Source organism: Brachybacterium sp. AOP43-C2-M15, from assembly GCF_052446295.1.
In the GTDB taxonomy this organism is placed as follows: Bacteria; Actinomycetota; Actinomycetes; order Actinomycetales; family Dermabacteraceae; genus Brachybacterium.
This window is the reverse complement of record NZ_JBQSWB010000003.1, coordinates 118640-141266: the sequence shown is the minus strand read 5'-3', so window position 1 is coordinate 141266 and position 22627 is coordinate 118640. Positions and strand designations below refer to the sequence as shown.

Genomic DNA, 22627 nt, shown 5'->3' with positions numbered 1-22627 from the left:
GAGGGCGGATCCTTCCCGGGCGGGGTGCGGAGGTGACGTGGACGGTGACGACGTCCCGGTCCCGCTCCCAGCACACCTGCTTGGATGGGCGGGTGACCCACTTCTATCGCCCGTCCGAGGGCCACCGCCTGCCGCACGACCCCTTCAACGCGATCGTCTCGCCGCGCCCCATCGGCTGGATCGGCACGGTGGGCGCCGACGGCCGCCGCAATCTCGCGCCCTACTCGTTCTTCAACGCCCTGAACTACTCCCCACCGCTCGTGGGCTTCTCCAGCAACTCCTGGAAGGACACCGTCGCCAACTGCCGAGCGAACGGGGAGTTCACCTGGAACCTGGTCACCCGCGCCCTCGCCGAGGCGATGAACGCCTCGTCCACCACCGCGGAGGTCGACGAGTTCGACGCCGCCGGAGTGGAGGCGGCCGAGTCCGTGGAGATCTCCGCGCCGCGCGTGGCGGCCTCACCGGCGAGCTTCGAGTGCCGAGTCGCCCAGGTCATCGACCTGCGCACGGCGAGCGGCGAGAGCTCCGGCTCGTGGTTCACCGTCGGTGAGGTGGTGGCGGTCCATCTGGACGACTCCCTGCTCGTCGACGGGATCGTCGACACCGCCGCCGCCGAGCCGGTGCTGCGCGGGGGCGGGCCGACCACGTACTTCGGGATCAGCGCGGAACAGCGCTTCGACATGCGCCGGCCGGACTGAGCTCAGCTCTCCGCCTCCGTGAGGAGGCACGCCCTACTCGCAGCCCACCCCGTCGCCGTCACGGTCCAGGTGCTTGGCGTAGCCGGGATCGCCCCTGTGCACGGGCGCCGCGCCGGCGGCCCGAGCGGCGTCGCAGTTCTTGTAGTGGACGCTGCCCCCACCGCCGGAGCCGCTGCCGTCGTCCTCCGCGGGCGCGGGGGCCGGGGCCGGTGCGGGATCCGGCGACGGCGCGGCCGTCTCCTGGGCCTCGGTGGCGACCACGTCCCCCTCCCCGGCGGCGGGCCACTGGTCGTCGTCGGCGACCGCGAGGAAGCCCTCGCAGTCCGCGAGCACGCCCTCCATGGCGTCGGCCTCCGCGGGCTTGACCCACAGATCGTACTTGTCCTTCACGGAGATCTGCCGCGCCACGTACTCGCAGCGGTAGTCCTTCTTCGGCGGGAGCCAGGTGGCGGCGTCGCCGTCGCCCTTCTGCCGGTTCAGGCCCGACTCGACGGCGAGCAGGTTCAGCGGATCGTTCGCGAACTCGCGGCGCAGCTCCACGTCCCAGCTCGCGGCGCCGGTCTGCCAGGCGTCCGAGAGCGCCACCACGTGGTCGATGTCGACCGTGCTGTCGGTGCGGTCGAAGGCGACGGTGTCCCCGCTGAAGGGCGATTCGAGGGTGCCGCGCAGCACCACGCACCCCTTCGTGCCCTGCTTGAGCGTGATCGTGTGCAGGTCACGGCGCAGGATGTCGTTGCGGGTGTCGCACCCGTTGCGGTCCAGGTCATCGCGCCACCCGAAGGAGTCGCGGTCGTAGCCGGTCTTCGGGGCACGGCCCTTCTCCTCGAGACCGGCCAGCATCGCGGCCGCGGTGCCGGTGGCGGGCTCGACCACCTCGGGGGACGGTGACGGTGTCGGGGTCGGGCTCGGGGTGGGGCTCGGGGTCTCGGAGGGCGTCGACTCCGGGGTCGTGGGGGACGCCGACGGGGACTCGGTCTCCTCCGCCGTCGGCGTCTCCTCCTCCGGGAGCTCCGAGAGCTGGTCGGACTCCTCCTCCATGAGGACGGCGGCACCGCCGCCCCCGTCGGCCGCCGCGGGCTGCGGAGGCGGCTCGACGGTGCTGCCCAGCGCCATCATGCCCACGAGGCCCATGACCACCGCGGCCGAGATGATGCGGGAGGGCCACTTGACGGTCTCGAACTGGCGCAGGGGGCGTCCCTTCGCGTCCCGCATCGCGCCCGCCGTGAGCAGCACGAGGTCGATGATCCACCACAGGAACAGTCCTCCCACGGTGGCGAACTTCAGCAGTCCCGTCTTCCATCGGCCCAGGTAGAAGCGGTCCGCACCCCACACCCCGAGGAACAGCGACAGCGCCCACGCGATCGGGTAGCTCTTCGCGGGGACCGGCAGCGGCCGCTGCCGGCGGTGCACGGGGGCGGAGAACCAGCCGCCGTCGTCACCGCGGCGCGGTGGGGTGGGGTGCTGCGGGGTGGGGCGCTGAGCGGACATACGCATCCTTCGGGAAGGTCACCGATGTCCACGGCCGGCGTGGACCGGGGCGTCGGCACCGGCCGCTCATCCCCTCGCCCCGGGAAGGGACTCCCTCGAAGATTACGTTTCAACGACCGTGTCCGTCGGGGATTTCGTGCGACGTCGCCGGGATCACACGGCCGTGCGTCGGGTCCAGTCCGTCGGGCCGAGCCTGTCGGGGCGAGCCCGTCAGCCCGAGCCTGTCGGCCCAAGTCCGTCGGTCCGCGCGGGCCCCAGAGACCGACGATGACGATCACCGCGAGGGCGAACACGAACGCGAGGATCACGGCGAGCATGGTGCGCCAGGTGGTAAGGCCGTCCTGCCGGCCAGATCCAGATCGATCTCGAGTGGACCCCTCCCTGGGTTACTGCGTCCTGGCCGGAACGCGGCGGGAGGGAGGATGCATCCCGGGCGGCGTGCGGGGTGACGTGAGACCCGTAGGGCCGGCGGATGAGTCTCCGCAACGAAGGCGCAGGGCGTCATCTGCTACGGGGTTCAGCATCCGGACAGCAGGTCTGGTCACCGGGCCCGTCACCTTCTGAGCGGCGCACGTCGGCTCCGCACGATCATGTCATCCACGGATTGACATCACCGTTCTCATCACGGTGCAGGTTGCTCTCCTCCCAAGCTCGACCGTTGCCCACGGCGACCTTGATGATGTTCCGGGCATACTTGTTCTCGATACCCTGCTCGTCCGCCTTCCGAAGCCCCTCGCGCTCACCCTTCGACATGGCGGAGTCAGGATCATTCATGCCGTCGACATACCATTTCTCGAGGCGCTCAAGCCCCGACCCTTCGGGATGCCCGGAACTCGCTAGATCGGCGAGGTCAACTCCAACGCCGACATAAGGAATCGCGCTGACCATCCCTCGCATCACTGCGAAGTTCCCTTCGGCCGTCTCGCCGTTCAAGTAGTGACGTCCTGCGTCATACGCGTCGGGGATGACCGGGGTCACCTTCTTGAGGAACCGCTCAGCCTTGGGGAGACTCTTCTCCACCTTGTCGGCGACGGCATCGGCTCCCTCCTTGAGGAGAGGCGGAACCCAATCGTGCGGAGAGAAACGGGGAAAGAATTCCGGCAGCTTCCAGGACTTCCCGCCTCCGGAGCTGAACGGGAAATCCTTGAGGATGTCCGTCAGGTCGGTCTGTGCAACGTGCCCACCAGCCGACGCACCTGACTCTCCCTCGGAGGCGCTGTCCTGCTGATCAGCCTGTGCAACGAAGCAGTCCGCCCAGCCGAAGATCGCTTCGTGCACCTCATCGAGTCTCGCGCGCAGCTGTTGGCACGTGCTGCGGAACTCGTCCGCGTCAGGACCTACCCATGTCACTCCGAGGGCGCGGTGCAACGAGGGGCCCGCCGTCTCCTCCAGGCTCGACGCCCCTGCCTCGTAGAGTTGGGCGAGGTCGCGGAGTGCATCGGTGTCGGCGCCGAGAAAACTGGACATGTGTCGCAGAGTATCCACGGGGGTGGGCCACGGCGATGGGGAGAAGTCCCCATCCACTCAGTCCCGGGAAACCACCCCAGGCCTTCACGAGCTTCGCTCACTCCGCCGTGGGACTCTCGACGGAAAGCACACGATACGTCTTCGGGCTACTCCGAGATCGGCGCGACGAAAACACCGTGACCAGCATGGTCGCTCACGCCTGGAGTCCTGGTGGGATCTTGGGGTGGTCGATTCCAGCCGCGCTGTGCACGCTCTGCTCAGAGACCCACGATCGTGATCACCGCGAGGGCGAGCACGAGCGCGAGGATCACGGCGACCGTGGTGCGCCAGCTGGTCTGCTGCTCGCCCGCGTCCGAGGTCGCAGGGACCGCCGGAATCGGTCCTGTCGACGTCGCTGCCTGCAGCTCGTGGCCGATGGGAAGCTCATGGTGCGACTCCATGCCTGGGTCCCTCCTTCTCGCGGTGTGGGGTTCACTGTCCAGGGGTGAGTACCGCCTGATCAGACGCTGTTTTCTCGCGTCTTTGTGTCCGTGACAAGACTAGGGCCGGATCAGGGCCGCGGGAAAGGGCCGCGCGGCATGGGTCGGGCGAATCACAGACCCGGATCCGGTGGTGATGCGGTGGGTGCCCGGGAACGGCGAGGCGCCGCTCGACGCCGGCCATGATCGCGCTGCACCGCACCGCACGGAGGCGGGATCCCGGACCCCCTCGGCCCGGCTCCCGCCTCCCCCTGGCCTGCGCGCCGTCGGCCGATCCCGCCCCCCACGGAGCCTCGGCCGCCCTGCTCCGGGGGCCGAGAACCGGCACGGGACCGCCCGGCCGCGCTCTGCGCCGAGGGGACGGCCCCCACCGTCCCGGTCGGCTCACGCAGCGGGTCGACCCCGTGCCCTGTCCTCGCGTCCCCTCGGGGCCCGCACCCAGTGCCTGGAATCTACGGGCCTGTGACCTGGAGCGCGATGGGGTGGAGTGCACGGGGAGCACTCCCCGGGGAGAAGTCCCCATGGTCGAGGCGGCAGGACGGGCGAGCGGTGGTGCCGAGCGCCGGGGGCAGGGCGAGGCGGCCGGCCGCTGGCGTCTCCGCGACGGCTGTGCCCCTCTCGGCGCGGCCCGCGCCCGCACGCCCTCCCCCGACCACGCCGGGGATCCGCCCCCGAACTGCGCAGGATCGGACAATCCCCGTGACGCCGCGAGGTCTAGCGTGGTCCCACCGAGGAACCCCAACGGAGGAGGTCCCGTGCGACCACTGATCGTCACCCAGAACATCACCGTGGACGGACGCATCGAGATGCTCGACGACTGGTTCGATCCGCTCGCCGCGGACGGCGACCAGCTCGAGATCATGAACCGCGACAGCGCCGCCTGCGACGCGCTCCTGCTGGGCCGGCAGACCTTCGAGGACTTCCGAAGCTTCTGGCCCGAGCAGACCGACGACCCGACCGGCATCACCGAGGAGCTGAACACCCTCGAGAAGTACGTGGTCAGCTCCACCCTGACCGAGCCCGGCTGGGTCCACTCCACGATCCTCGCCGGCGACCCGATCGCCGCGATCGGGGACCTCAAGCGCACCGAGGGCGGGGAGATCTCCCTGACCGGCTCCATCACGCTCTGCCACGCCGCGATCGCCGCGGGCCTCGCGGACGAGTACCGCCTGTGGACGTTCCCCCACGTGCAGGGGCGGGGCCGCGGGCTGTTCCCCGACGGCCATCGGGAGGAGCTCGCGCTGCTCGAGCACCTCTCCTTCGCCTCCGGCGTCACGTACACCCGTTGGACCCACCGGAAGGACCCGTCATGACCACTTCTGCCCTCCCGCCCGTCACCGATCCCGAGACCTGGCGGCGCGAGCTCGACGCGCTGCGCGTGCGCGAGAAGGCCGCCACCCGTGAGCTGGACGCGATCGCCGCCCAGCGCCGACGCCTGCCGATGGTCGAGATGCCCGAGTACACGCTGCAGGGTCCGGACGGGCCGGTGCGCCTGGTCGACGTGTTCGACGGCGCCTCCCAGCTGATCACCTACAACCACATGTGGTTCCCGGACTCGGAGTGGCAGTGCGGCGGCTGCACCGGCTACACCTCCCAGTTCACCCGCACCGAGTTCCTGCACAAGTACGACGCCCGCTTCGCGGTGGTCACCCAGGGGCCGATCGACGAGGCCCTCGCCTATCGCGAGAAGGTGGGCAACCAGCTGGACTGGTACTCGACCGCGGGCAGCGACTTCGGGGCCGACGTCGGCGCCGCGCCCGGGGCCGGCTTCGCGGTCAACGTGTTCCTGCGCGACGGCGAGACCGTCTACCGCACCTGGCACACCGACGGGCGCGGCACCGAGCAGCTCAGCCACACCTTCGCCTTCGTGGACGTGCTGCCCTACGGACGCCAGGAGGACTGGCAGGACTCCCCCGAGGGCTGGCCGCAGTCCGCCACCTACGACAAGTGGCTGAGCTCCGAGGAGGTCGCGACGCTGTACGGGCCGCAGGCGGCCCCGCAGGACGCACCGCAGGACGACACGGAGGATCGCGCATGAGCACCGGGACCGGACCGACCGCCGCCGCCGGCGGCGACGACGATCTTCGCCCGCCGACGGTCGCACCGCCGACGCTCCCGGCACGAGCAGTCCCGGCGCGAGCAGTCCCGGCGCCGGCGGCTCGCCGGAGGAGACGAGCCGCTACGTCGTCTCCCGCTCCGTCGCCGCCTCGCCCGCGACGGTGTTCGCCCTGCTCACGGACCCGTCCCGGCATCACGAGACCGAGCCGACCGACTGGGTGCGCGGCCCCCTCGAGGAGGACCCCGCCCCGCTGACCGAGGTGGGGCAGGTGTTCGGCATCGAGATGTTCCACGAGAACGCGCACGGCCGCTACGACATGCACAACCGGGTGATCGCGTTCGAGACCGACCGCACCGTGGCCTGGGAGCCCGGGCAGTACGCGCCCGACGGGGAGCTCGGCACGGGCGGCTGGACCTGGCGGTACGACCTCGCCCCCGAGGGCGAAGGCACCCGCGTGACCCTCACCTACGACTGGAGCGCGGTGCCGGTGGGGCTGCGGGAGGAGTTCGGGCTGCCCCCGTTCCCGCCGTCCTTCCTCGAGGAGTCCCTCGCCGCGCTCGAGCGGGCGGTCGGCACAGCGTAGGACCCGCACCCCACGCCGCGTCGCACGCCGCGCACCCGGCGAGCGGGTGCGGTCACTCCACCGTGGCGGCCCCGGCGGCGGAACCCTCCTCGTTCTCGAGCGAGGCGGCGATCCACAGCGCGGCGCCGGCGTCGACGCCGTCGGCCAGCGGGATCCGCAGCGTCTCCCGCACGGCGCCGATCTCCTTCGCCTCCGCCTCGCCGACGATCCGCTCGCCGTCCCAGACGTAGGCGCGCCGGGTACCGGCCGCCGTGCTGCGCAGCTGCACCGAGACCTCGTCGCGTCGGCGCAGCACCCGGTCCAGGCGCACCGTGCCGGCCGCCAGGGCCGGGGCTCCGCCGAGGCCGACGCCGTCGGTCGCGGCCTGCAGGATCGAGGCGGGCGACTCCACCGAGCGGGCCGCGGTGTCGGGGATCCGCGGCTCGACCGGGGCGTCGGGCCCGGCCTCGAGCTCGGGCAGCTCGAGCACGCCCCAGCGGAACGGATCCGCCTGCACGCCCGGGAAGGTGGACCAGCCGATGCGGGACTGACCGGTGCGGTCCTGGGTGTCGGAGTCGTAGACCACCACGTTGAAACCGATCCGGCGGGGGTCGATCCCGTCGGGCAGCTCCTCCAGCGGGATCGTCGTCTCCACGACGTAGCCCTCGTAGGGATCCGAGATCAGGGCGGCGATCTGCACCCCCGGGGCGGTCTCGTCGATCGGGCCCTGGCGGTTGTCGTGGTCGCGCCCGGCGACCGGCCCGCCCACGCCGCCGCTGCCGTCGTCGGTGCCGGGCAGCACCCCGAGGATGAACGTGGTGGCGGTGTGGTCCGAGGTGCCGCGGGGGTCGATCATGATCTCGATGGAGTCGGTGCGGAAGCGCTGCTTGTTGTCCTCCTCCGGCAGCAGCGCACCCAGAACGTCATCCTTGACCTGCACGAACACGTGGATCGCGGTGTCGTCGTAGGTGACCCAGGTGGTGCCCGAGGCGTCCTCCTCGGTGACCTCCTCCCCCTCCCACAGGGTGCCGATGTCGATCGTGTCCCCGGGATACTCGCCCTCGCCGCGGTGGGCGTCGACCTCGACGCCCTGGGAGCGCTCGGCCACCAGGCGCGGCACCAGGTGCAGGCCTTGGGCAACGGGCGCCGCGATGCCTCCTGCGGTGGCGGTGACGGTCACCGGGTAGACCCCGCCGTCGGGGGCGCGGTTCGCGGTGGGCAGCGAGGGATCGGTGTTCTCGACCCGCACGGTCGCGCTCGCCGTGCCGCCCGCGGGCACGGCCTCGACCAGCAGCTCGGCAGGATCGGCGGAGAAGCCCTCGGGCAGCTCGAGCACCACCTCGGCGTCCTGCTCGGTGTCGGCGTGGTTGCGCACCACCACCTCGAACTCCTCGCCGCCGCCCTGGCCGACGGAGCGCCGGGTGGGCACCAGGGCGTCCAGGCGCTCCATGCCCAGATCCTTCGTCCACTCCAGGAACGCGGCGATCTCGGGGCGGTCGGCGATACCGGCCTCGACCGGTCCGGCGGTGCGCAGCGGCAGCACGTTCTCGCCCGTGCCCTGGCGGGAGGTGACCTGGGCGCGCAGCAGCACGTGCTCGCCGGGGGCCACGTCCTCTCCGACGCGTACCGAGAAGGTCGCGGTGGCCTGCTGCTCCGCAGGGATGGTGCCGAGCCCCTGGCGGCGTCCGGCGGACCAGCCCTCCGGCACCTCGAGCTCGACCTGCACGCCGGGCAGGGCCTTGCCGGTCGCGCCGACGACCACCTCGACCTCGACCTGCGTCCCGGGCAGCGCCTCGAAGCGGTCGGCGGTGACCTCGATCGTGCTCCCGAGCGGGAGACCGCCGTCGATCGGCAGGGTCGCGCCCTGCAGGGCGGCGGTGTCGCCGCTGGTGGGGTCCGCGAGCGGAGCGCGGGAGTCGATGAGCGTGAACCAGGTGGCGGGGATCTGCTCCGGGTCCGTGGGCGAGGGCGGGTTCACGTGCCAGCCCTGGGTGCGGTAGGCGTGCACGGAGTCGTCGCGCAGGGCGCTCCAGCGCTTGCCGTGGCGCTCCGAGGGGGTGCCGTTCCAGGCGCCGAAGACGACGTCGCTGGCCAGCACCGGATCGAAGCCCTCGGAGACGGCGTCCGGGCCGGTGGAGGCGCTGCCGTCGGAGCCCGAGCGCAGCAGCCGGGAGGGGGTGAACGGGGCCAGCCCCTCCTCGAAGTGCTCGGGGAAGACGTCCTCGCGGCCGGCGAGCAGGTACGCCTCGACAGCGAACATCGCGGCCTGCTGGTGGTTGCCGTGGTTGCCCTGCACGGCCGAGGGGTTCATGGTGACGATGACGTCCGGCCGGGTCGCGCGGACCACGCGGATCACGCGGCTGAGCACCTCCGCCCCGTCCCACACCTCGTAGCTCAGCGGCGCGGAGAGGGTGTAGAAGAAGTCCACGGCGTCGAGGTTGAAGACGTGCTCGATGCCGGCGTAGCCCACGGCGGTGCGCTCCTCGGTCTCGCGGATCAGGCCCAGCGGCGGGCCCTCCTCGAGGCCGACGGCGTTGCCGCCGCCCTCGCCGCGGGTGACCGTGATGACCCCGGCGCGCTGGCCCTCGAACTCGTTCCACTGGCCGAGCGCCGCGAGGGTCCAGGCCTCGTCGTCGGGGTGGGCGCCGATGTACAGGATGTCGAGGTCAACGGTGCCGTCGGCGAGCGCCCGCTCGGTGGGGGTCAGGGCGCTGAGGTCCAAGGCGGTGGCGCCCGCGGCGAGGCCGAGCACGGCCGAGCCCTGCAGCAGGCGGCGGCGGGAGACGGAGCGGGCGCGGGTGGGGGTGGCGTCGAGGGTGAGGGTGTCCGGGGTGGGGGTGATGGTGGAGGGAGTGGTCGTGGAGTGCGACATGAGTCCTGGCTTCTCTCGTGGTGGGACGCGTCGATGCGTCCATGGGGTCACGTTGAAGGGGAACTGCTCGGGCAGGCGCTGCGGCGGCGAGGGCGCCTCCTTCCTGTCGTCGCATGGGGGTGAGCTTGGGAAGGGGTTGCTGAGGTGATCAGGAGAGGGACGATCGAGGGTCACGGGCGGTTACTCGCCGGTCTGGTGCGCTGGTGTTCCCTCCGTGGAACACCGGCGCACCAGACCCATCGGTCACCGCCGACGGGGGACGGAGAGAGGGCAGGCACGGCGGCCGGGGTCCGGGCCGGGCACGATGACCGTGGCCCCGAGGCCAGGCACGATGACCGTGGCCCCGAGGCCGGGCATGGTGACCGTGGCCCCGGGGCCGGGCATGGTGACCGTGGCATCGACACGCGCATGACACGAGCGGGCGGTCAGTGGTCACCGGCGTCGGAGCGCAGGGCGAAGGTGCCCTGGGCCCGGCGACGGCCCTGGACGGGGTGGTCGGGGACCACGCCGTCGAGGAAGCGGTAGGGGCCGCGGGTGTAGGCGGCGCGCAGGTCGCCGTCGTCGGAGGCGCGGCTGAGGGAGTGCCACCAGTCGGCGATGTCGCCCCAGCCGGGCGCGGCGAGGGAGCCGCCGAACTGCTGCACGGCCAGCGCCGAGCACAGGGAGGCGAACTTCAGCCGCTGCTCGAGCGGCCAGTCCGCGAGCGTGCCGAGCACGATCGCGGCGGCGAACACGTCCCCGGCCCCGGTGGTGTCGATCGCGGTGACCGGGACGGCGGGGCAGTAGGCCTCCTCGCCGGTGGAGCCGTCGATCGCGTAGGAGCCGGTGGCGCCGTCGGTCACCACCGCCAGCGGCACCTTCTCCGCCAGCTCCCGCACGGCCCGGTCGGGGCTGTCGGTGCGGGTGTAGGCCATGGCCTCCAGGGCGTTGGGGGTGAAGGCGTGGCAGTGGGCGAGCGGGGCGAGATCCGCGGCGTCCCAGCGCCCGGTCTCGTCGAAGCCGATGTCGGCGAAGACGAGGGAGCCGCGCTGGGCCAGCTCGGCCCACCAGGAGGTCTCCCCCGCCAGGTCCACCACGGCGGCGCGGGCGGCGGGCGCCCCGGCGATCAGGGCCGAGAGCGGCTCGGGCAGATCGTGTCCGTGGGTGGCCATGGCCCGGTCCCCCTCGGCCGCGATCGAGACGGTCAGCGGCGAGTGGAAGTCGGTGAAGCGGCGCGAGGCGGAGAGGTCGATGCCCTCCTCCTCGGCCATGGTGTGCCACATCCAGTCGGCGTAGGCGTCGTCCCCGAAGCCGGCCACCAGCCCCGTGCGCAGTCCCAGGCGGGCCGCGGCGGTGGCGAGGTTGGCGATGCCGCCCGGGCTCGAGCCCATGCCCTTGGACCACAGCTCCTCGCCCGGACGGGGCAGGCGCTCCATGCCGGTGAAGACGATGTCGAAGAAGACGGTGCCGGAGAGCAGCACGTCCAGCGGCGGGTCCTCGGGGCTGCGTCGGGACGCCATTGGGTCCCAGTCCTGGGCCTCGGCGGCCTCGGGCGGGGCGGGGACGGAGCCGCCGGGGGTGAACGCACCGACGGCGGCCCCGGCGGTCTGGGCTGGAGTCTCGGGGGCTGGGGTCTCGGGGGCAGGGACGTCGGGAGCGGCGGTCTCGGGGGTGGGGGTCTCGGGGGTGGGGGTCTCGGGGGTGGGGGTCTCGTCCGTCATCACTTGGCGACTCCTTCGAGCATTCCGCGGATGAAGTGGCGTTGGAGGAACAGGAACAGGATCACGGTGGGCAGGGCGACGATGACGGCGCCCGCGGCGAGCAGGGAGGTCTCGGCGGTGTACTGGCCCTGGAAGTTCGCCAGCCCCAGCGGGGCGGTGCGCAGGCGTCCGCCGGGCGCCATGATCAGGGCGATGAGGAACTCGTTCCAGGTCCACATGAACACCAGGACCAGCATGGTCACGATCGCGGGCCGACTCGCCGGGACCAGCACCCGGGTCAGGGCGCGCACGGGACCGGCGCCGTCCAGCGCGGCGGCCTCGAGAAGGGACGTGGGCATCGCCCGGAACTGGGCCCGCAGCCAGAAGGTGCCGAAGGCGATCGACTGCGCCACCTGCGGCATCGCGATCGCGAGGTAGGTGTCGGTGAGCCCCAGGGCGCGCAGGTCGAAGAACAGCGGGATGATCGTCGCCTCGGCGGGGATCATGAGCCCCAGCAGGAACAGGTAGAACAGCGCCGTCGAACCGCGGAAGCGCATGGTCCCGAAGGCGTAGCCGGAACCGATCGCGAGCACCGTCGCGAGGCTCACCACGATCGCGGCGACCACCAGCGAGTTCCCCAGCGAGCGGCCGAAGCCGCCGATGGTCCACGCCCGCACGAAGTTCTCCAGGTGCAGCCCGCCGCTCTGGCCCAGCGGGGCGGAGACCGAGGTGAGCAGGATCGTGAGCACGGGCGTCAGCGCGAAGGCCGCGAAGCCCAGCAGGATCACGTAGTTCAGCGTCGACTCGGTGCGGGAGACCCTCATGACTCGCGCTCCCCGATACGGGTGACGGCCACGTTGATCGCGAAGATCAGCAGCGTCAGCACGATCGCGACCGCCGAGGCGGAGCCGACGGTGCGCAGCTCGAAGGCGCGGAAGTAGACCTCGAAGCTGGGCACGGTGGTGGTGTTGCCAGGGCCGCCGGAGGTGGTCATGTAGACCAGGTCGAAGGTCTTCAGCGCCGCGATGATGGTCAGCACCAGCGCGACCGTGATCTCACCGCGCACCGCGGGCAGGATGATCGCGAAGAACTCGCGCACGGGGCCGGAGCCGTCCAGGCGCGCGGCCTCGAACAGCTCCTGCGGGATCCGGCTCATGCCGGACAGGAGCAGCAGCATCACCAGGCCCATCTGCACCCAGGTGCCGATGAAGCCGACGGCGGCGAGCGCCGTGGCGGGGTCGCCCAGCCAGCCGCGGGTGAGGGATCCCAGCCCCACGGCGCGCAGCACGTCGTTGAACAGGCCGTTCGGGGAGTAGAGCTGCCGCCAGGCGACGGCGACCACCACCAGGGCGATCACCTGGGGCAGGAAGATCACGGTGCGGAAGAAGCCCATCCCCCGCACCTGCCCGCGCCGCAGGATCGCGGCCAGCACCAGTCCCACCACCAGCGGGATCACCGCGTAGAAGACGATCAGGACGAGCGCGTTGGCGATCGCCGCCCGGAAGGCCGCGTCCCCGGCGAGGTCGACGTAGTTCGCGAGCCCCACGAAGGTGGAGGAGCCGAAGCCCTTCCACTCGAACAGGGAGAACTGTGCCGCCCGGCCCAGCGGGTACAGCGCGAACGCGCCGTAGACGAGGAAGGCCGGGAGGATGAACAGGTACGGGGCGGCCGCGGAGCGCGCCACGGCCGACGGCCTGCCGGGGCGGCCGTGCGGGCGGCGGTGCTGGTGGTGGTGCGGGCGGCCGTGCTGCGCCGATCCAGGAGAGGTGGTGTCCTCCGCGGGCCGATGGTGAGGTGAGCCGGCAGATGCGTCGGCTCGCCTCACCATCGGCCCGCCGGGAACAGGTCCCGTCCCGTTCGGGGGCCCGCCGGCCTGTCCGGACGTCATGGAGGTCAGGACCCTTCGGTGAACTCGCCGTAGTCCTCCTGCAGCGCCTCGGCGGCGGCCTCCGCGTCGGCCTGCCCGCCGATGACCTCCTGCAGGGTCGCGCCGCCGGTGTCGGCGAAGGAGGGGGTGGCGTAGTCGAGGTAGGGCAGCAGCGTGCCGTCGGTGGAGACGGCGTCGAAGGCCTCGTAGATGTCCTTGTTCACGCCCGAGTCCGGGGCCAGCTCCGCAGTGCGGTTCACGGGCATGCCGCCGTTGTCGGCGATCATCGCCATCGCGTCGTCGCTGGTGATGAAGTCGATGAAGGCGGCGGCCGCGGCGGGATTCGCGGCGGCCGACGGGATCGAGAAGGGGATGCCGGTGCCGCCGGTGGTGGCCACGGACCCGTCGGCCCCGGGCGGGGGCGCCATGAAGCGCAGGTCCTCGCCCATCACGGCCTCCATGTCGGGGCCCAGCCAGGAGCCGCCGATGAGCAGCACGCCCGTGCCCTCGGTGAAGGCGGGCCAGGCGTCGTCGTAGGCCAGTCCGTTCGGGGAGTCGCCGAGCGCGCCGCTGGAGCCCCACTGGGCGAGCTGCTCGAGCGCGGCGACGTTGTCCTCGGTGGTCCAGTCCGCGCCGGCATTGCCCATGCCGAGCGTCACGATGGTCTCGGCGTCCACGAACTGGGCCTGCAGCGGGCCGAAGACGTGCAGGGCGGGCCACTGGTCGAGGTTGCCCAGCACGATCGGCTGCTCGTCGGCCTCCGCGGCGGCCTCGACCAGGGCGAACACCTCGTCCCAGCTCGTCGGGGCCTCGATGCCGAGGTCGTCGAGCTTCTTCTGGGAGTAGTAGATCCCGCAGATCTCGCCGGTCTGGGGCAGGCCGTAGAGGGAGCCCTCGCCGAAGGTGACGGCGTCGTTCGAGTAGCTCATCTTGCCCAGCACGCCGGGGGTGAAGCGATCCGTCCAGCCGTACGCCTCGGCGTAGCCGGACAGGTCGGTGAGCAGGCCGTCGGCCACGAAGGAGCCCATGTCGCCGCGCGCGTTGTTGACCTGGAGCACGTCGGGGACGTCGTTGCCGGACAGCGCCAGGCCGGTCTGCTGCTGGAGGTCGTCGAAGGACTGCGAGTTGCGGTCGACGGTGATGGTGGGGTGCTCGCTCTGGAACGCGTCGATCAGCGCCTCGATGGCGTCGTTCTGCGCGCCGCGGACCTCCTGGTCCCACACCACCAGGGTGATGTCGCCGAGGGCGTCGATGTCGGTGTCGACCTCGTCGGCCGCCGGAGCGGGGGCGTCGCCGCCGTCGCCGCTGTCGGAGCCGGGGGCGCAGGCCGCCAGGAGCCCGAGGCCGCTGAGCGCAGCGGTGGTCCCGAGGAAGTTCCGTCGTCGCATGATGTCCTCCTGAGGTGGTCAGCGGAGCCGCGCCGTCGCGGCCGCTCGTCTCCCGCACCAGCCGTTGTGGTCCGCGACACCATGATGACATGAACTGCGCAGGTCTGCACGGTTCTGCTCGGACATGCGCGAAGTTGCTCGCCCGGTGCTACGGTGACGCCATGCTGAGCGAGGAGCGCCACCAGGCGATCGCCGCGTTCGTCCGTCGACGCGGCACCGTCACCGTCGCCGCGCTCAGCGCTGACCTGGGCGTCTCCGAGGCGACCGTGCGGCGCGACCTCGACGTGCTCGCCGAGGCCGGCGCCCTGCGACGGGTGCGCGGCGGTGCCACCGCCCTGCGCGGCTCGGTGCGCCCCGAGGCCGATCTGCGCTCCTTCGCGGACGTCGCCGGCACCGCGACCGCCGCGAAGCAGGCGATCGCGGCCCGCGCCTGCGCCCTGGTGGAGGACGGCGAGGTGATCGCCCTCGACATCGGCACCACGGTCGCCGCGATGTGCCCGCTGCTGGCCGAGCGCTCCCTCACCGTGGTCACCGCATCCCTGGCCGTGGTGCGCTCGCTCGCCGCCGCCCCCGACATCGACATCGTGGTGCTCGGCGGGCTGCTGCGCCCGAACTACGACTCCATGGTCGGCACCCTCACCGAGACCGCACTGGCCCAGGTGCGGGTCGACCGTGCGTTCCTGGGCGCCGCCGGCGTGCGCCCCGACGGCGCGGTGCTGGACTCCACCCCCAGCGAGGTGCCGATCAAGCGGGGCCTGCTGGACGTCGCCGCCTCCTCCTACCTGCTGGCCGATCACGAGAAGCTGCCCGGCTCCGGCTTCCTCGAGGTGGCGCGGCTGTCCCGCTTCACCGCCCTGGTCACCGACCGCCCGCCCCGCCCCGCCCAGATCTCCCTCCCCGACGGGGAGGACGTGGAGGTACTGCTGCCATGAAGCTCGCCATCCTGGGAGGCGGAGGGTTCCGCGTCCCGCTCGTCTACGAGGCGGTCGCGACCGCCGCCACCGGCCTCACCGTGGACGAGGTCGCCCTGTACGACGTCGACGCCTCGCGCCTGGGCACCATCACCGCGGTGATCGAAGGGCTCGGCGCGCAGCTGAGCGCCTCGGGCGCCGCCGCCCTGCCCCGCCTGACCTCCACCACGGACCTGCACGAGGCGGTGGCCGGGGCGGACTTCGTGTTCTCCGCGATCCGGGTGGGCGGCGCCGAGGCCCGCACGGTCGACGAGCGGGTGGCGCTCGGTCTGGGGCTGCTGGGCCAGGAGACCATCGGCCCCGGCGGCCTCGCCTACGCGCTGCGCACGATCCCGGTGGCCCTCGAGGCCGCGCGGGTGATCGCCGAGGCCGCGCCCGGGGCCTGGGTCATCAACTTCACCAACCCCGCCGGGATCGTCACCGAGGCGATGCGCACCGTGCTCGGGGACCGCGTGGTGGGCATCTGCGACACCCCGATCGGGCTGGTGCGGCGCGTCGGTCGCCTGCTGGGCACGAACCTCGTGGGCGCGGACAGCACCGCGAGCGTCGACTACGTGGGCCTGAACCATCTGGGCTGGCTGCGCTCGGTGACGATCGACGGCGAGGACCGCCTGCCCGGCCTGCTGGCGGACGACGCCGCCCTCGAGGAGATCGAGGAGGCACGGCTGATCGGCAGGGACTGGGTGCGGGCCGACGGCGCGCTGCCCAACGAGTACCTCTTCTACTACCTGCACACCGAGCAGGCGATCGAGCGCATCACCGCCGCGGCCACCACCCGCGGCGAGTTCCTCGCCAAGCAGCAGGGCGACTTCTACCTCGGGGCCGCCGATTCCTGCTGCACCTCTCCGCTGGACCTCTGGCGCGAGACGCTCCACGAGCGGGAGGCGACCTACATGGCCGAGTCCCGGGACGAGGAGCGGCGCGAGGAGGACGTCGCCGGCGGCGGCTACCAGGAGGTGGCGATGCGGCTGATGACCGCGCTCGCGACCGGCCGGCCCGAGCGGATGATCCTCGACGTGGGCAACGCCCCGGCCGGCGCGGTCACCGCCGCGACCGATGCTCCCCCGGCGCGGCGGATCGTTCCCGAGCTGCCGGCCGACGCCGTGCTCGAGGTGCTGTGCGTGGTCGACGGCGAGGGCGTGCACCCCCAGCCCGTCGCCCCGGTCGAGCTGGGCCGGCTGGGGATGATGAGCGCCCTGCGCGCCTCCGAGCGAGCGATCCTCGAGGCCGCCGTAACCGGCTCCCGGGAGGCCGCGTGGCGCGGCTTCGCGACCCACCCGCTGGTCAGCTCACCGGAGCTCGGCGCGAAGCTGCTCGAGGGCTACATCGCCGGGCATCCGCAGATCGCGGCGCTGCTCGGGGAGGGAGGGATCGCGGAGCCGCCGACGCGGTGAACGCACCCACCGACCCACACACCCACCGACCCACGCACCGACGCACCGACGCACCGACCGAGAGGAAGAACCGATGTCCACCGTTCAGCTCCAGGGCTCGATCTCCCCAGGATTCGAGGGGGTCGCGGACGCCTTCCTCGAGAACTTCGCGCACCGCGGCGACGTCGCCGCGTCCTGCACGATCTATCGCGACGCGGCCCCGGTGGTCGACATCTGGGCCGGGTCCACCGATCTCGGACCGTGGGACCCGGCGACGCGCACCGTCGTCTTCTCCGTCAGTAAGGGAGTGACGACGATCTGCCTCCTCATGGCCGTGGAGCAGGGGCTGATCGACCTCGACGCACCTGTCGCCGTGCACTGGCCGGAGTTCGCCCGGAACGGGAAGGAGGAGGTCACGGTGCGCCAGGTGATGGCGCATCGCGCCGGTCTGCCCGCACCGACCGAGGACATCACCCGGGAGATGCTGCGGCAGTGGACGCCGGTCGTCGACCAGCTGGCCGAGCAGGCGCCGTCATGGACCCCCGGTGAGGCGCACCTGTACCACGCCCTCACCTTCGGGCATCTCGCCGGGGAGGTGCTGCGGCGCGCGACAGGACTGCGACCGAACGAGTGGCTGCAGCAGGTCATCAACCCCGCCCTGGGGCTCGGCCTCCGCTTCGGGAGCACCGCGGACGCCTCGGACATGATCCCCCTGCTCCCCGCGCTGCCGGCCGACGCCGGCTCGTTCGACGACGACCTCCTCGCGGTGCTGAACGATCCGCAGGTCCAGCGGGCCATGACGCTCGGCAGCGCCTTCGAGGGCGCCGAGCTGTTCACCGCGCTGACCGCGCCCGACCTCGTCGCCGCGGAGCTCCCCGCCGCCAACCTCACGGCGACCGCCCGGGACCTGGCCCGCCTCTACGCCGCGACGGTCGGTGAGGTCGACGGCGTCCGTCTGCTCACCGAGGACACGGTTCGCGACGCCACCCGCGTCCAGTCGAGCGGCGTGCCGTTCGTCGGCCCCGACATGGGGTCGCGGTGGGGCACCGGCTTCATGCTCGACTCGCCCGCTCGCCCGATGGCCGGGCCGGGCGGCTTCGGCCACGACGGCATGGGAGGTCAGCTGGCGTTCGCGGACCCCGCCCACCACGTGTCCTTCGCGTATCACACGGCCCGTCCCAGCGAGGACCCGCAGGACGGGCGGGCGGAAGCGCTCTGCACCGCCCTGCGCGACGCGATCGCGTGAGCCCGTCGCCCCGTCGGGCATCGCCCGTCGGGCGTCGACCGTCGGGGGTCGTGCGTCGGGGAGGGCTGGTCAGAACCCCGGGTTCGCGGGGTCCGCGCCGATGCGGCCGTCGGCGCGGTCCAGGCCGTTGATCCGTCCGATCTCCTCGGGCGTGAGCTCGAGGTCGGCGGCGGCGAAGTTCGAGACGATCCGCGCGGGGGTGACCGTCTTGGGGATCACCACGTTGCCGATGGCCAGGTGCCAGGCGATGATCACCTGACCGGCGTCGGCACCGTGCGCAGCGGCGATCTCGGTGATCACCGGGTTCTGCAGGATGTCGCCGCCCTGCCCCAGCGGTGACCAGGCCTCGGTGAGGATCCCCTTGTCGGCGTGGTAGGCGCGCAGCGCGGACTGCTGGAACTCGGGGTGCAGCTCGATCTGGTGCATCACGGGCACCACCCCGGTCTCGGCGATGATCTCCTCGAGCTGCTCGATCGGGAAGTTGGAGACGCCGATGGACCTCGCCTTCCCCTCCTTCTGCAGCTCGATGAGGGCCTTCCAGGACTCGAGGTACGTCCCGCGCTGGGGGCTCGCCCAGTGGATGAGGTAGAGGTCCACGTAGTCCGTGCCGAGCTTCTCGAGAGAGGTCGCGAGCGCGGCCTTCGCCGAGTCGAAGCCCTGGTCGCCGTTGGCGAGCTTGGTGGTGATGAAGAGGTCCTCGCGCGGGAGCCCGGAGTCCTTCACGGCCCGGCCCACGCCGCCCTCGTTCCGGTAGCCGGCCGCGGTGTCGATGTGCCGGTACCCGGCGCGGACGGCCTGGACGACGACGTCGGCGGCGACGTCGTCCTCGACCTGCCACACGCCATAGCCGAGCTGCGGGACGGATGCGCCGTCGTGGAAGGGCAGAGCGGGGATGGTGGTCATGCGAGCGCCTCCTGGGTATGCGGTTGCCCACCACCCTAAGGGCGTCCGCCGCCCGGAGGCTCTCCCGTCCAGCAGGCGGTGCCGGACCGCGCGCCGACGCGGCACCGACCCGGCCGACGGCCGCCGCCCGTCCACCGACCGGCGCGCCACGTCGACCCGCGACGTTCCCCGATACCGTGGCGGGCGCATCCCCGCGGGATGCCCCGTCCCCTGATCAGGGACGATCCCGAGCCCAGGAACGAGCAGCGCACCGTGCATCCTTCGCCTCCGCCCGCCGCGACCGGCGCCGGCGAGCCATGAGCCCGGCCCTGGCCCTCTCGCTCATCGGGCTGGTGCTGATCGCCGCCGTCATCCAGCGGGTGGCGGGACTCGGGCTCGGCATGCTCTTCGCCCCGTACGCGGTGGTGCTCATCGGGGCGCACGAGGGGATCATGCTCGCGAACTTCCTGGGCACCCTCATGCCGATCCTGCTGCTGCCGCGGATCTGGTCGCAGATCGAGTGGTCGAAGGTCTGGTGGCTGGGACTGCCCGCCGTGGCGGTGATGCCGGCGGCCGCATGGGTCTCCTCGATCTCCCCGCCCGGTCCGCTGTACATCGTGGTGGCCGTGCTGGTGCTGCTGAGCCTGGTGGTCTCGCTGGCCCTGGCGCGGGTGCACACCACGGTCGAGGGGCGCACCGCGCAGGTGGTCACCGGGATCGGCTCCGGTCTCGGCACCGTCCTGGGCGGGGTGGGCGGGCCCGCGGTGACGGTCTACGCCGTGCTGTCGCGATGGCCGGTGCTGCCGATGGTCGCGACCCTGCAGCCGCTGTGGATCCTCATCTCCTCGGTGTCCTTCGCCTCGAAGTGGGCGTGGGACGACGGCCAGCTGCCGGACATGCCGTGGTGGGTGTGGCTGGCGATCGTGGTGACCGTGGTGGTGTCGATCTTCCTCGGCGAGGCGGTGCAGAAGCGGCTCCCCGAGAAGGCCATCCGGCGCCTGGTGCTGGCGCTGGGCTTCGTCGGCGCCCTGCTCGCGCTCGGGACCGGGCTGCGACTGCTGGTGGCGTGAGGGTCGAAGCCTTCGTCGACGGCTCAGCCCTCCTGCGAGAGGCGTGCCAGCACGGCGTCGATCCATCCGTCGATCTCCGCCGTCTCGAGCAGGCGCGTCGGATCGATCCTCGACCCCAGCACCATGGGGATCGCGGCGGCGTAGGCGCGCATGTCGGTGCGGAGCTCCTCGCGGGCGTCCTCGCCGGCAGCGACCGCGAGCAGACCCCGAGTGGCGCAGACGGACATCTCGTGCAGGAGGGAGAGCACCACCTTGGCGGCGCTCTGCGCGGACTCTGCTCGGAACTCTCCGTTCTCGATGCCCTCCGCGACGGCCGTGACGATCAGGGGGAGGAAGCGCTCGGAGGCGGCACGGCGGAGCTGCAGGAAGAGCGCGGCATTACCGGATGCGTCGAGCTGCGGCATTGCTCCGAGCAGCAGCGTGAGATCCTCCGTCTTGGCGGTCACCAGGGCGCGGACCAGGGCGACGAGGCGTTCCCCAGGATCGTCCGCCCGGGCCACGGCGGCATCGATCGCCGTCCCCCAGGCATCGATGCGACGTTCGATCACCCCGACGAGCAGCTCCTCCTTGCCGGCGAAGTAGTGGTAGAGCGCCCCCTTGGACACCTCGGCCTCGACGAGCACGTCGGCGATCGTCAACGCTTCGTAGCCCTGGGCCGCGATCAGGCGTGCTGCGGCGTCCAGGATGGCGGAACGTCGCTCCGCATGCTTGACGGGGTCGACGGTACGGGCCACGGGCACTCCCATCGATAGACCGAAAGTCTGCTGATTGGACCACGCACTCGGCGACCGCGCAACGTCGCGATGACCTCCCACCAGGGCGCTGCGCGATGCCGGGTGACCCCACGCTCGAGGACCGGACGCCCCATCGGGGCGAACGGGTCGGATCCGCTCACGGTCCGTCGCAGCTCAGCCGATGGACATCGCCTCGAGCGCCCCCTGGAGCTTCGCGAGTTCCGCTCCGCGCGCGGCAACGTATCCGTCGGGTCTCACGAGCACCCATCCCTCGCCAGCAGGCCCGAAGCCGTACCTCTCGCACGACTCCCGATCGGAGCCGTCCGCACCGGAGAGATGCACGATCCTGACCTCAGCGCCGGCGCTGAGCAGGCTGGATCCGGCCTCCAGGCCGCACAGCAGCAGCGTGGCGTGGTCCGGCCCGAACAGCTCGTGGAGAGAGGTGTCACCGACCCGGGCGTGCGGCGCGCGGTCGCCGGGGCGCGGGGACGGGCCATGATCGCCGCCCGGGGTGCGGTCGCGGTAGCTGATGTTCAGCTGCGAGTTCTGGAGGCTGCTGCGCCGCTCGAGCCGTCGGCTGCGACCTCCGAGCCCCAGCAGCACGTCGCGGCCGGCACGGGCGACGGGATGGCGCAGCGCGTACAGCCGGCGGCGCCCCTCCACATCGTCGATCACCGCATCCGCCACCGGGCGGCGTTCCCGCTCGTAGCGATCCAGCAGGCTCGCGCCGGCGCCGCGGAGCACGGCCGTGAGCCTCCACGCGAGGTTGACCGCGTCCTGGATGCCGAGGTTCATGCCCTGCCCTCCGAACGGCGGGAAGACGTGCGTCGCGTCGCCCGCGAGCAGCACGCGGCCGCTGCGATAGGAGTCCGCCAGGCCCATCCGGGTGCGGAAGACGGAGGACCACTGCAGCTCGTCCACCGTGATGCCGCCCGGTCCGCGCGCCTCGAGCAATCGGGTGAGCGCGGCGGCCTCCAGCGGCGGGAGGTCCGCCCCCCGGGAGGCGTCGGTGACGTCGACGAAGACGCGCCACAGCCTGTCGTCCCCCGGCAGCCGCATCAGCATCAGCGGCCCGTCCGGACCCAGCCACATCGCTCCGTCGTCCAGCTCGATCGGCAGGTCCAGGACCGCGTCGGCGAGGTGGTAGACCTCGCCGGTCGCGTACTCGGGGAAGCCGATCCCGAGGGCCGTGCGCACCGCGCTTCGAGCACCGTCGGCGCCGATCAGCCAGTCGGCGGAGAGGGAGGCGCCGCCGGCGAGCTCGGCCACGACACCGCCGCCGTCGGCCCGGACGTCGACGATCTCGATCTCGCGCTCGACCTCCACCCCGAGCGCTGCGAGCCTCGTGCGCAGGATCTCCTCCAGCCCGGCCTGTGGCAGGACATAGGTGTAGGGGAAGCGGCTCTCGGGCGGCACCCAGTCCAAGGTGACCACCCGTCGACGGCCTTTCATGATGCTCGAGCCCCGCAAGCGGTAGGCCATCCGTTCGATCTCGTCGGTGACGCCCAGACCGGCGAGCACCTCCATCGAACGGGCCTGGAGGCCGAGGGCGCGAGAGCTGTGACCGGCTTCGGATCGCTTGTCGAGGATCCGGCACGGCACGCCGGATTGCGCGAGAACGAGGGCCGCCGTCAGGCCCGTCGGACCTGCGCCGACGATCAGCACAGGCGCGGAGGGAGTTGCGGGCCCGTCCGTGCGAGTCATGCCTCTCCTTCAATAAACAAACCGGCAGTTGGTTTATTGAAGCATCGGTGCGTTCCGACGGCAAGGGCCGATCCGGAGCACTGTGAGC

At 72.0% G+C, this 22627-nt stretch carries 19 protein-coding genes; 8 read left to right on the top strand and 11 right to left on the bottom strand.

Annotated features, from left to right (window positions below; genetic code table 11):
* The first annotated feature begins 92 nt into the window (after positions 1 to 92).
* Positions 93 to 698 carry a flavin reductase family protein gene (locus ACT3SP_RS04450; RefSeq protein ID WP_444586037.1) on the top strand — a complete coding sequence of 202 codons (606 nt, stop codon included), beginning with the start codon at positions 93 to 95 and terminating at the stop codon, positions 696 to 698.
* 33 nt (positions 699 to 731) lie between these two features.
* On the opposite strand, the gene ACT3SP_RS04445 is transcribed toward ACT3SP_RS04450, so the two are convergent.
* The 3 genes from ACT3SP_RS04445 to ACT3SP_RS04435 form a co-directional block, all read right to left on the bottom strand.
* Positions 732 to 2186 carry a GmrSD restriction endonuclease domain-containing protein gene (locus ACT3SP_RS04445; protein ID WP_444586036.1) on the bottom strand — a complete coding sequence of 485 codons (1455 nt, stop codon included), beginning with the start codon at positions 2184 to 2186 and terminating at the stop codon, positions 732 to 734.
* 588 nt (positions 2187 to 2774) lie between these two features.
* On the bottom strand, positions 2775 to 3653 hold the full coding sequence (locus ACT3SP_RS04440) for a hypothetical protein (protein WP_444586035.1): 879 nt from the start codon (positions 3651 to 3653) through the stop codon (positions 2775 to 2777).
* 257 nt (positions 3654 to 3910) lie between these two features.
* Positions 3911 to 4093, bottom strand: coding sequence for a hypothetical protein (locus tag ACT3SP_RS04435; RefSeq protein WP_444586034.1), 183 nt, complete (start codon positions 4091 to 4093; stop codon positions 3911 to 3913).
* A gap of 794 nt (positions 4094 to 4887) precedes the next feature.
* On the opposite strand from ACT3SP_RS04435, the gene ACT3SP_RS04430 reads away from it, so the two are divergent.
* Genes ACT3SP_RS04430 through ACT3SP_RS04420 form a run of 3 tightly spaced genes read left to right on the top strand, consistent with a single transcriptional unit; the run spans position 4888 to position 6774 of the window.
* Positions 4888 to 5445, top strand: coding sequence for a dihydrofolate reductase family protein (locus ACT3SP_RS04430; RefSeq protein WP_444586033.1), 558 nt, complete (start codon positions 4888 to 4890; stop codon positions 5443 to 5445).
* A complete protein-coding gene (locus tag ACT3SP_RS04425; RefSeq protein ID WP_444586032.1) occupies positions 5442 to 6170 on the top strand; it encodes a DUF899 domain-containing protein in 729 nt (242 codons plus the stop codon). The genes ACT3SP_RS04430 and ACT3SP_RS04425 overlap by 4 nt, the downstream gene beginning before the upstream one ends.
* Complete coding sequence (locus ACT3SP_RS04420; protein WP_444586191.1) at positions 6160 to 6774, top strand: SRPBCC family protein; 615 nt, start codon at positions 6160 to 6162, stop codon at positions 6772 to 6774. Before ACT3SP_RS04425 ends, ACT3SP_RS04420 begins: the two co-directional genes overlap by 11 nt.
* 52 nt (positions 6775 to 6826) lie before the next feature.
* Here ACT3SP_RS04420 and ACT3SP_RS04415 read toward each other — a convergent pair whose 3' ends face one another.
* The 5 genes from ACT3SP_RS04415 to ACT3SP_RS04395 all read right to left on the bottom strand — a co-directional run bounded on the left by ACT3SP_RS04415 (position 6827) and on the right by ACT3SP_RS04395 (position 14559).
* Positions 6827 to 9625, bottom strand: a complete 2799-nt coding sequence (locus ACT3SP_RS04415) for a sugar-binding protein (protein WP_444586031.1) — start codon at positions 9623 to 9625, stop codon at positions 6827 to 6829.
* A gap of 425 nt (positions 9626 to 10050) precedes the next feature.
* Positions 10051 to 11124 (bottom strand): carbohydrate kinase family protein, encoded by a 1074-nt coding sequence (locus tag ACT3SP_RS04410; protein ID WP_444586190.1) that lies wholly within the window; start codon positions 11122 to 11124, stop codon positions 10051 to 10053.
* Between the two features lie 200 nt (positions 11125 to 11324).
* Entirely contained in the window at positions 11325 to 12128 is an 804-nt protein-coding gene (locus tag ACT3SP_RS04405; RefSeq protein ID WP_444586030.1) for a carbohydrate ABC transporter permease, read from the bottom strand.
* Positions 12125 to 12988: a carbohydrate ABC transporter permease gene (locus ACT3SP_RS04400; protein ID WP_444586029.1), complete on the bottom strand. Its 864-nt coding sequence runs from the start codon at positions 12986 to 12988 to the stop codon at positions 12125 to 12127. Before ACT3SP_RS04400 ends, ACT3SP_RS04405 begins: the two co-directional genes overlap by 4 nt.
* 209 nt (positions 12989 to 13197) lie before the next feature.
* A complete protein-coding gene (locus tag ACT3SP_RS04395) occupies positions 13198 to 14559 on the bottom strand; it encodes an ABC transporter substrate-binding protein (protein ID WP_444586028.1) in 1362 nt (453 codons plus the stop codon).
* A 161-nt stretch (positions 14560 to 14720) separates the two neighbouring features.
* On the opposite strand from ACT3SP_RS04395, the gene ACT3SP_RS04390 reads away from it, so the two are divergent.
* The 3 genes from ACT3SP_RS04390 (at position 14721) to ACT3SP_RS04380 (ending at position 18149) form a co-directional block, all read left to right on the top strand.
* Entirely contained in the window at positions 14721 to 15491 is a 771-nt protein-coding gene (locus tag ACT3SP_RS04390) for a DeoR/GlpR family DNA-binding transcription regulator (RefSeq protein ID WP_444586027.1), read from the top strand.
* Positions 15488 to 16924, top strand: coding sequence for a family 4 glycosyl hydrolase (locus ACT3SP_RS04385; protein WP_444586026.1), 1437 nt, complete (start codon positions 15488 to 15490; stop codon positions 16922 to 16924). The genes ACT3SP_RS04390 and ACT3SP_RS04385 overlap by 4 nt, the downstream gene beginning before the upstream one ends.
* Before the next feature lie 73 nt (positions 16925 to 16997).
* Positions 16998 to 18149 (top strand): serine hydrolase domain-containing protein, encoded by a 1152-nt coding sequence (locus ACT3SP_RS04380; RefSeq protein WP_444586025.1) that lies wholly within the window; start codon positions 16998 to 17000, stop codon positions 18147 to 18149.
* A gap of 69 nt (positions 18150 to 18218) precedes the next feature.
* Here ACT3SP_RS04380 and ACT3SP_RS04375 read toward each other — a convergent pair whose 3' ends face one another.
* Positions 18219 to 19052, bottom strand: a complete 834-nt coding sequence (locus ACT3SP_RS04375) for an aldo/keto reductase (protein ID WP_444586024.1) — start codon at positions 19050 to 19052, stop codon at positions 18219 to 18221.
* Positions 19053 to 19348: 296 nt separating this feature from the next.
* On the opposite strand from ACT3SP_RS04375, the gene ACT3SP_RS04370 reads away from it, so the two are divergent.
* Positions 19349 to 20101: a TSUP family transporter gene (locus ACT3SP_RS04370; protein WP_444586023.1), complete on the top strand. Its 753-nt coding sequence runs from the start codon at positions 19349 to 19351 to the stop codon at positions 20099 to 20101.
* A 23-nt stretch (positions 20102 to 20124) separates the two neighbouring features.
* On the opposite strand, the gene ACT3SP_RS04365 is transcribed toward ACT3SP_RS04370, so the two are convergent.
* Together ACT3SP_RS04365 and ACT3SP_RS04360 are read right to left on the bottom strand one after the other, a co-directional pair.
* Positions 20125 to 20835 (bottom strand): TetR/AcrR family transcriptional regulator, encoded by a 711-nt coding sequence (locus ACT3SP_RS04365; protein WP_444586022.1) that lies wholly within the window; start codon positions 20833 to 20835, stop codon positions 20125 to 20127.
* 174 nt (positions 20836 to 21009) lie between these two features.
* Positions 21010 to 22539 (bottom strand): FAD-dependent monooxygenase, encoded by a 1530-nt coding sequence (locus ACT3SP_RS04360; RefSeq protein ID WP_444586021.1) that lies wholly within the window; start codon positions 22537 to 22539, stop codon positions 21010 to 21012.
* Positions 22540 to 22627 lie beyond the last annotated feature (88 nt).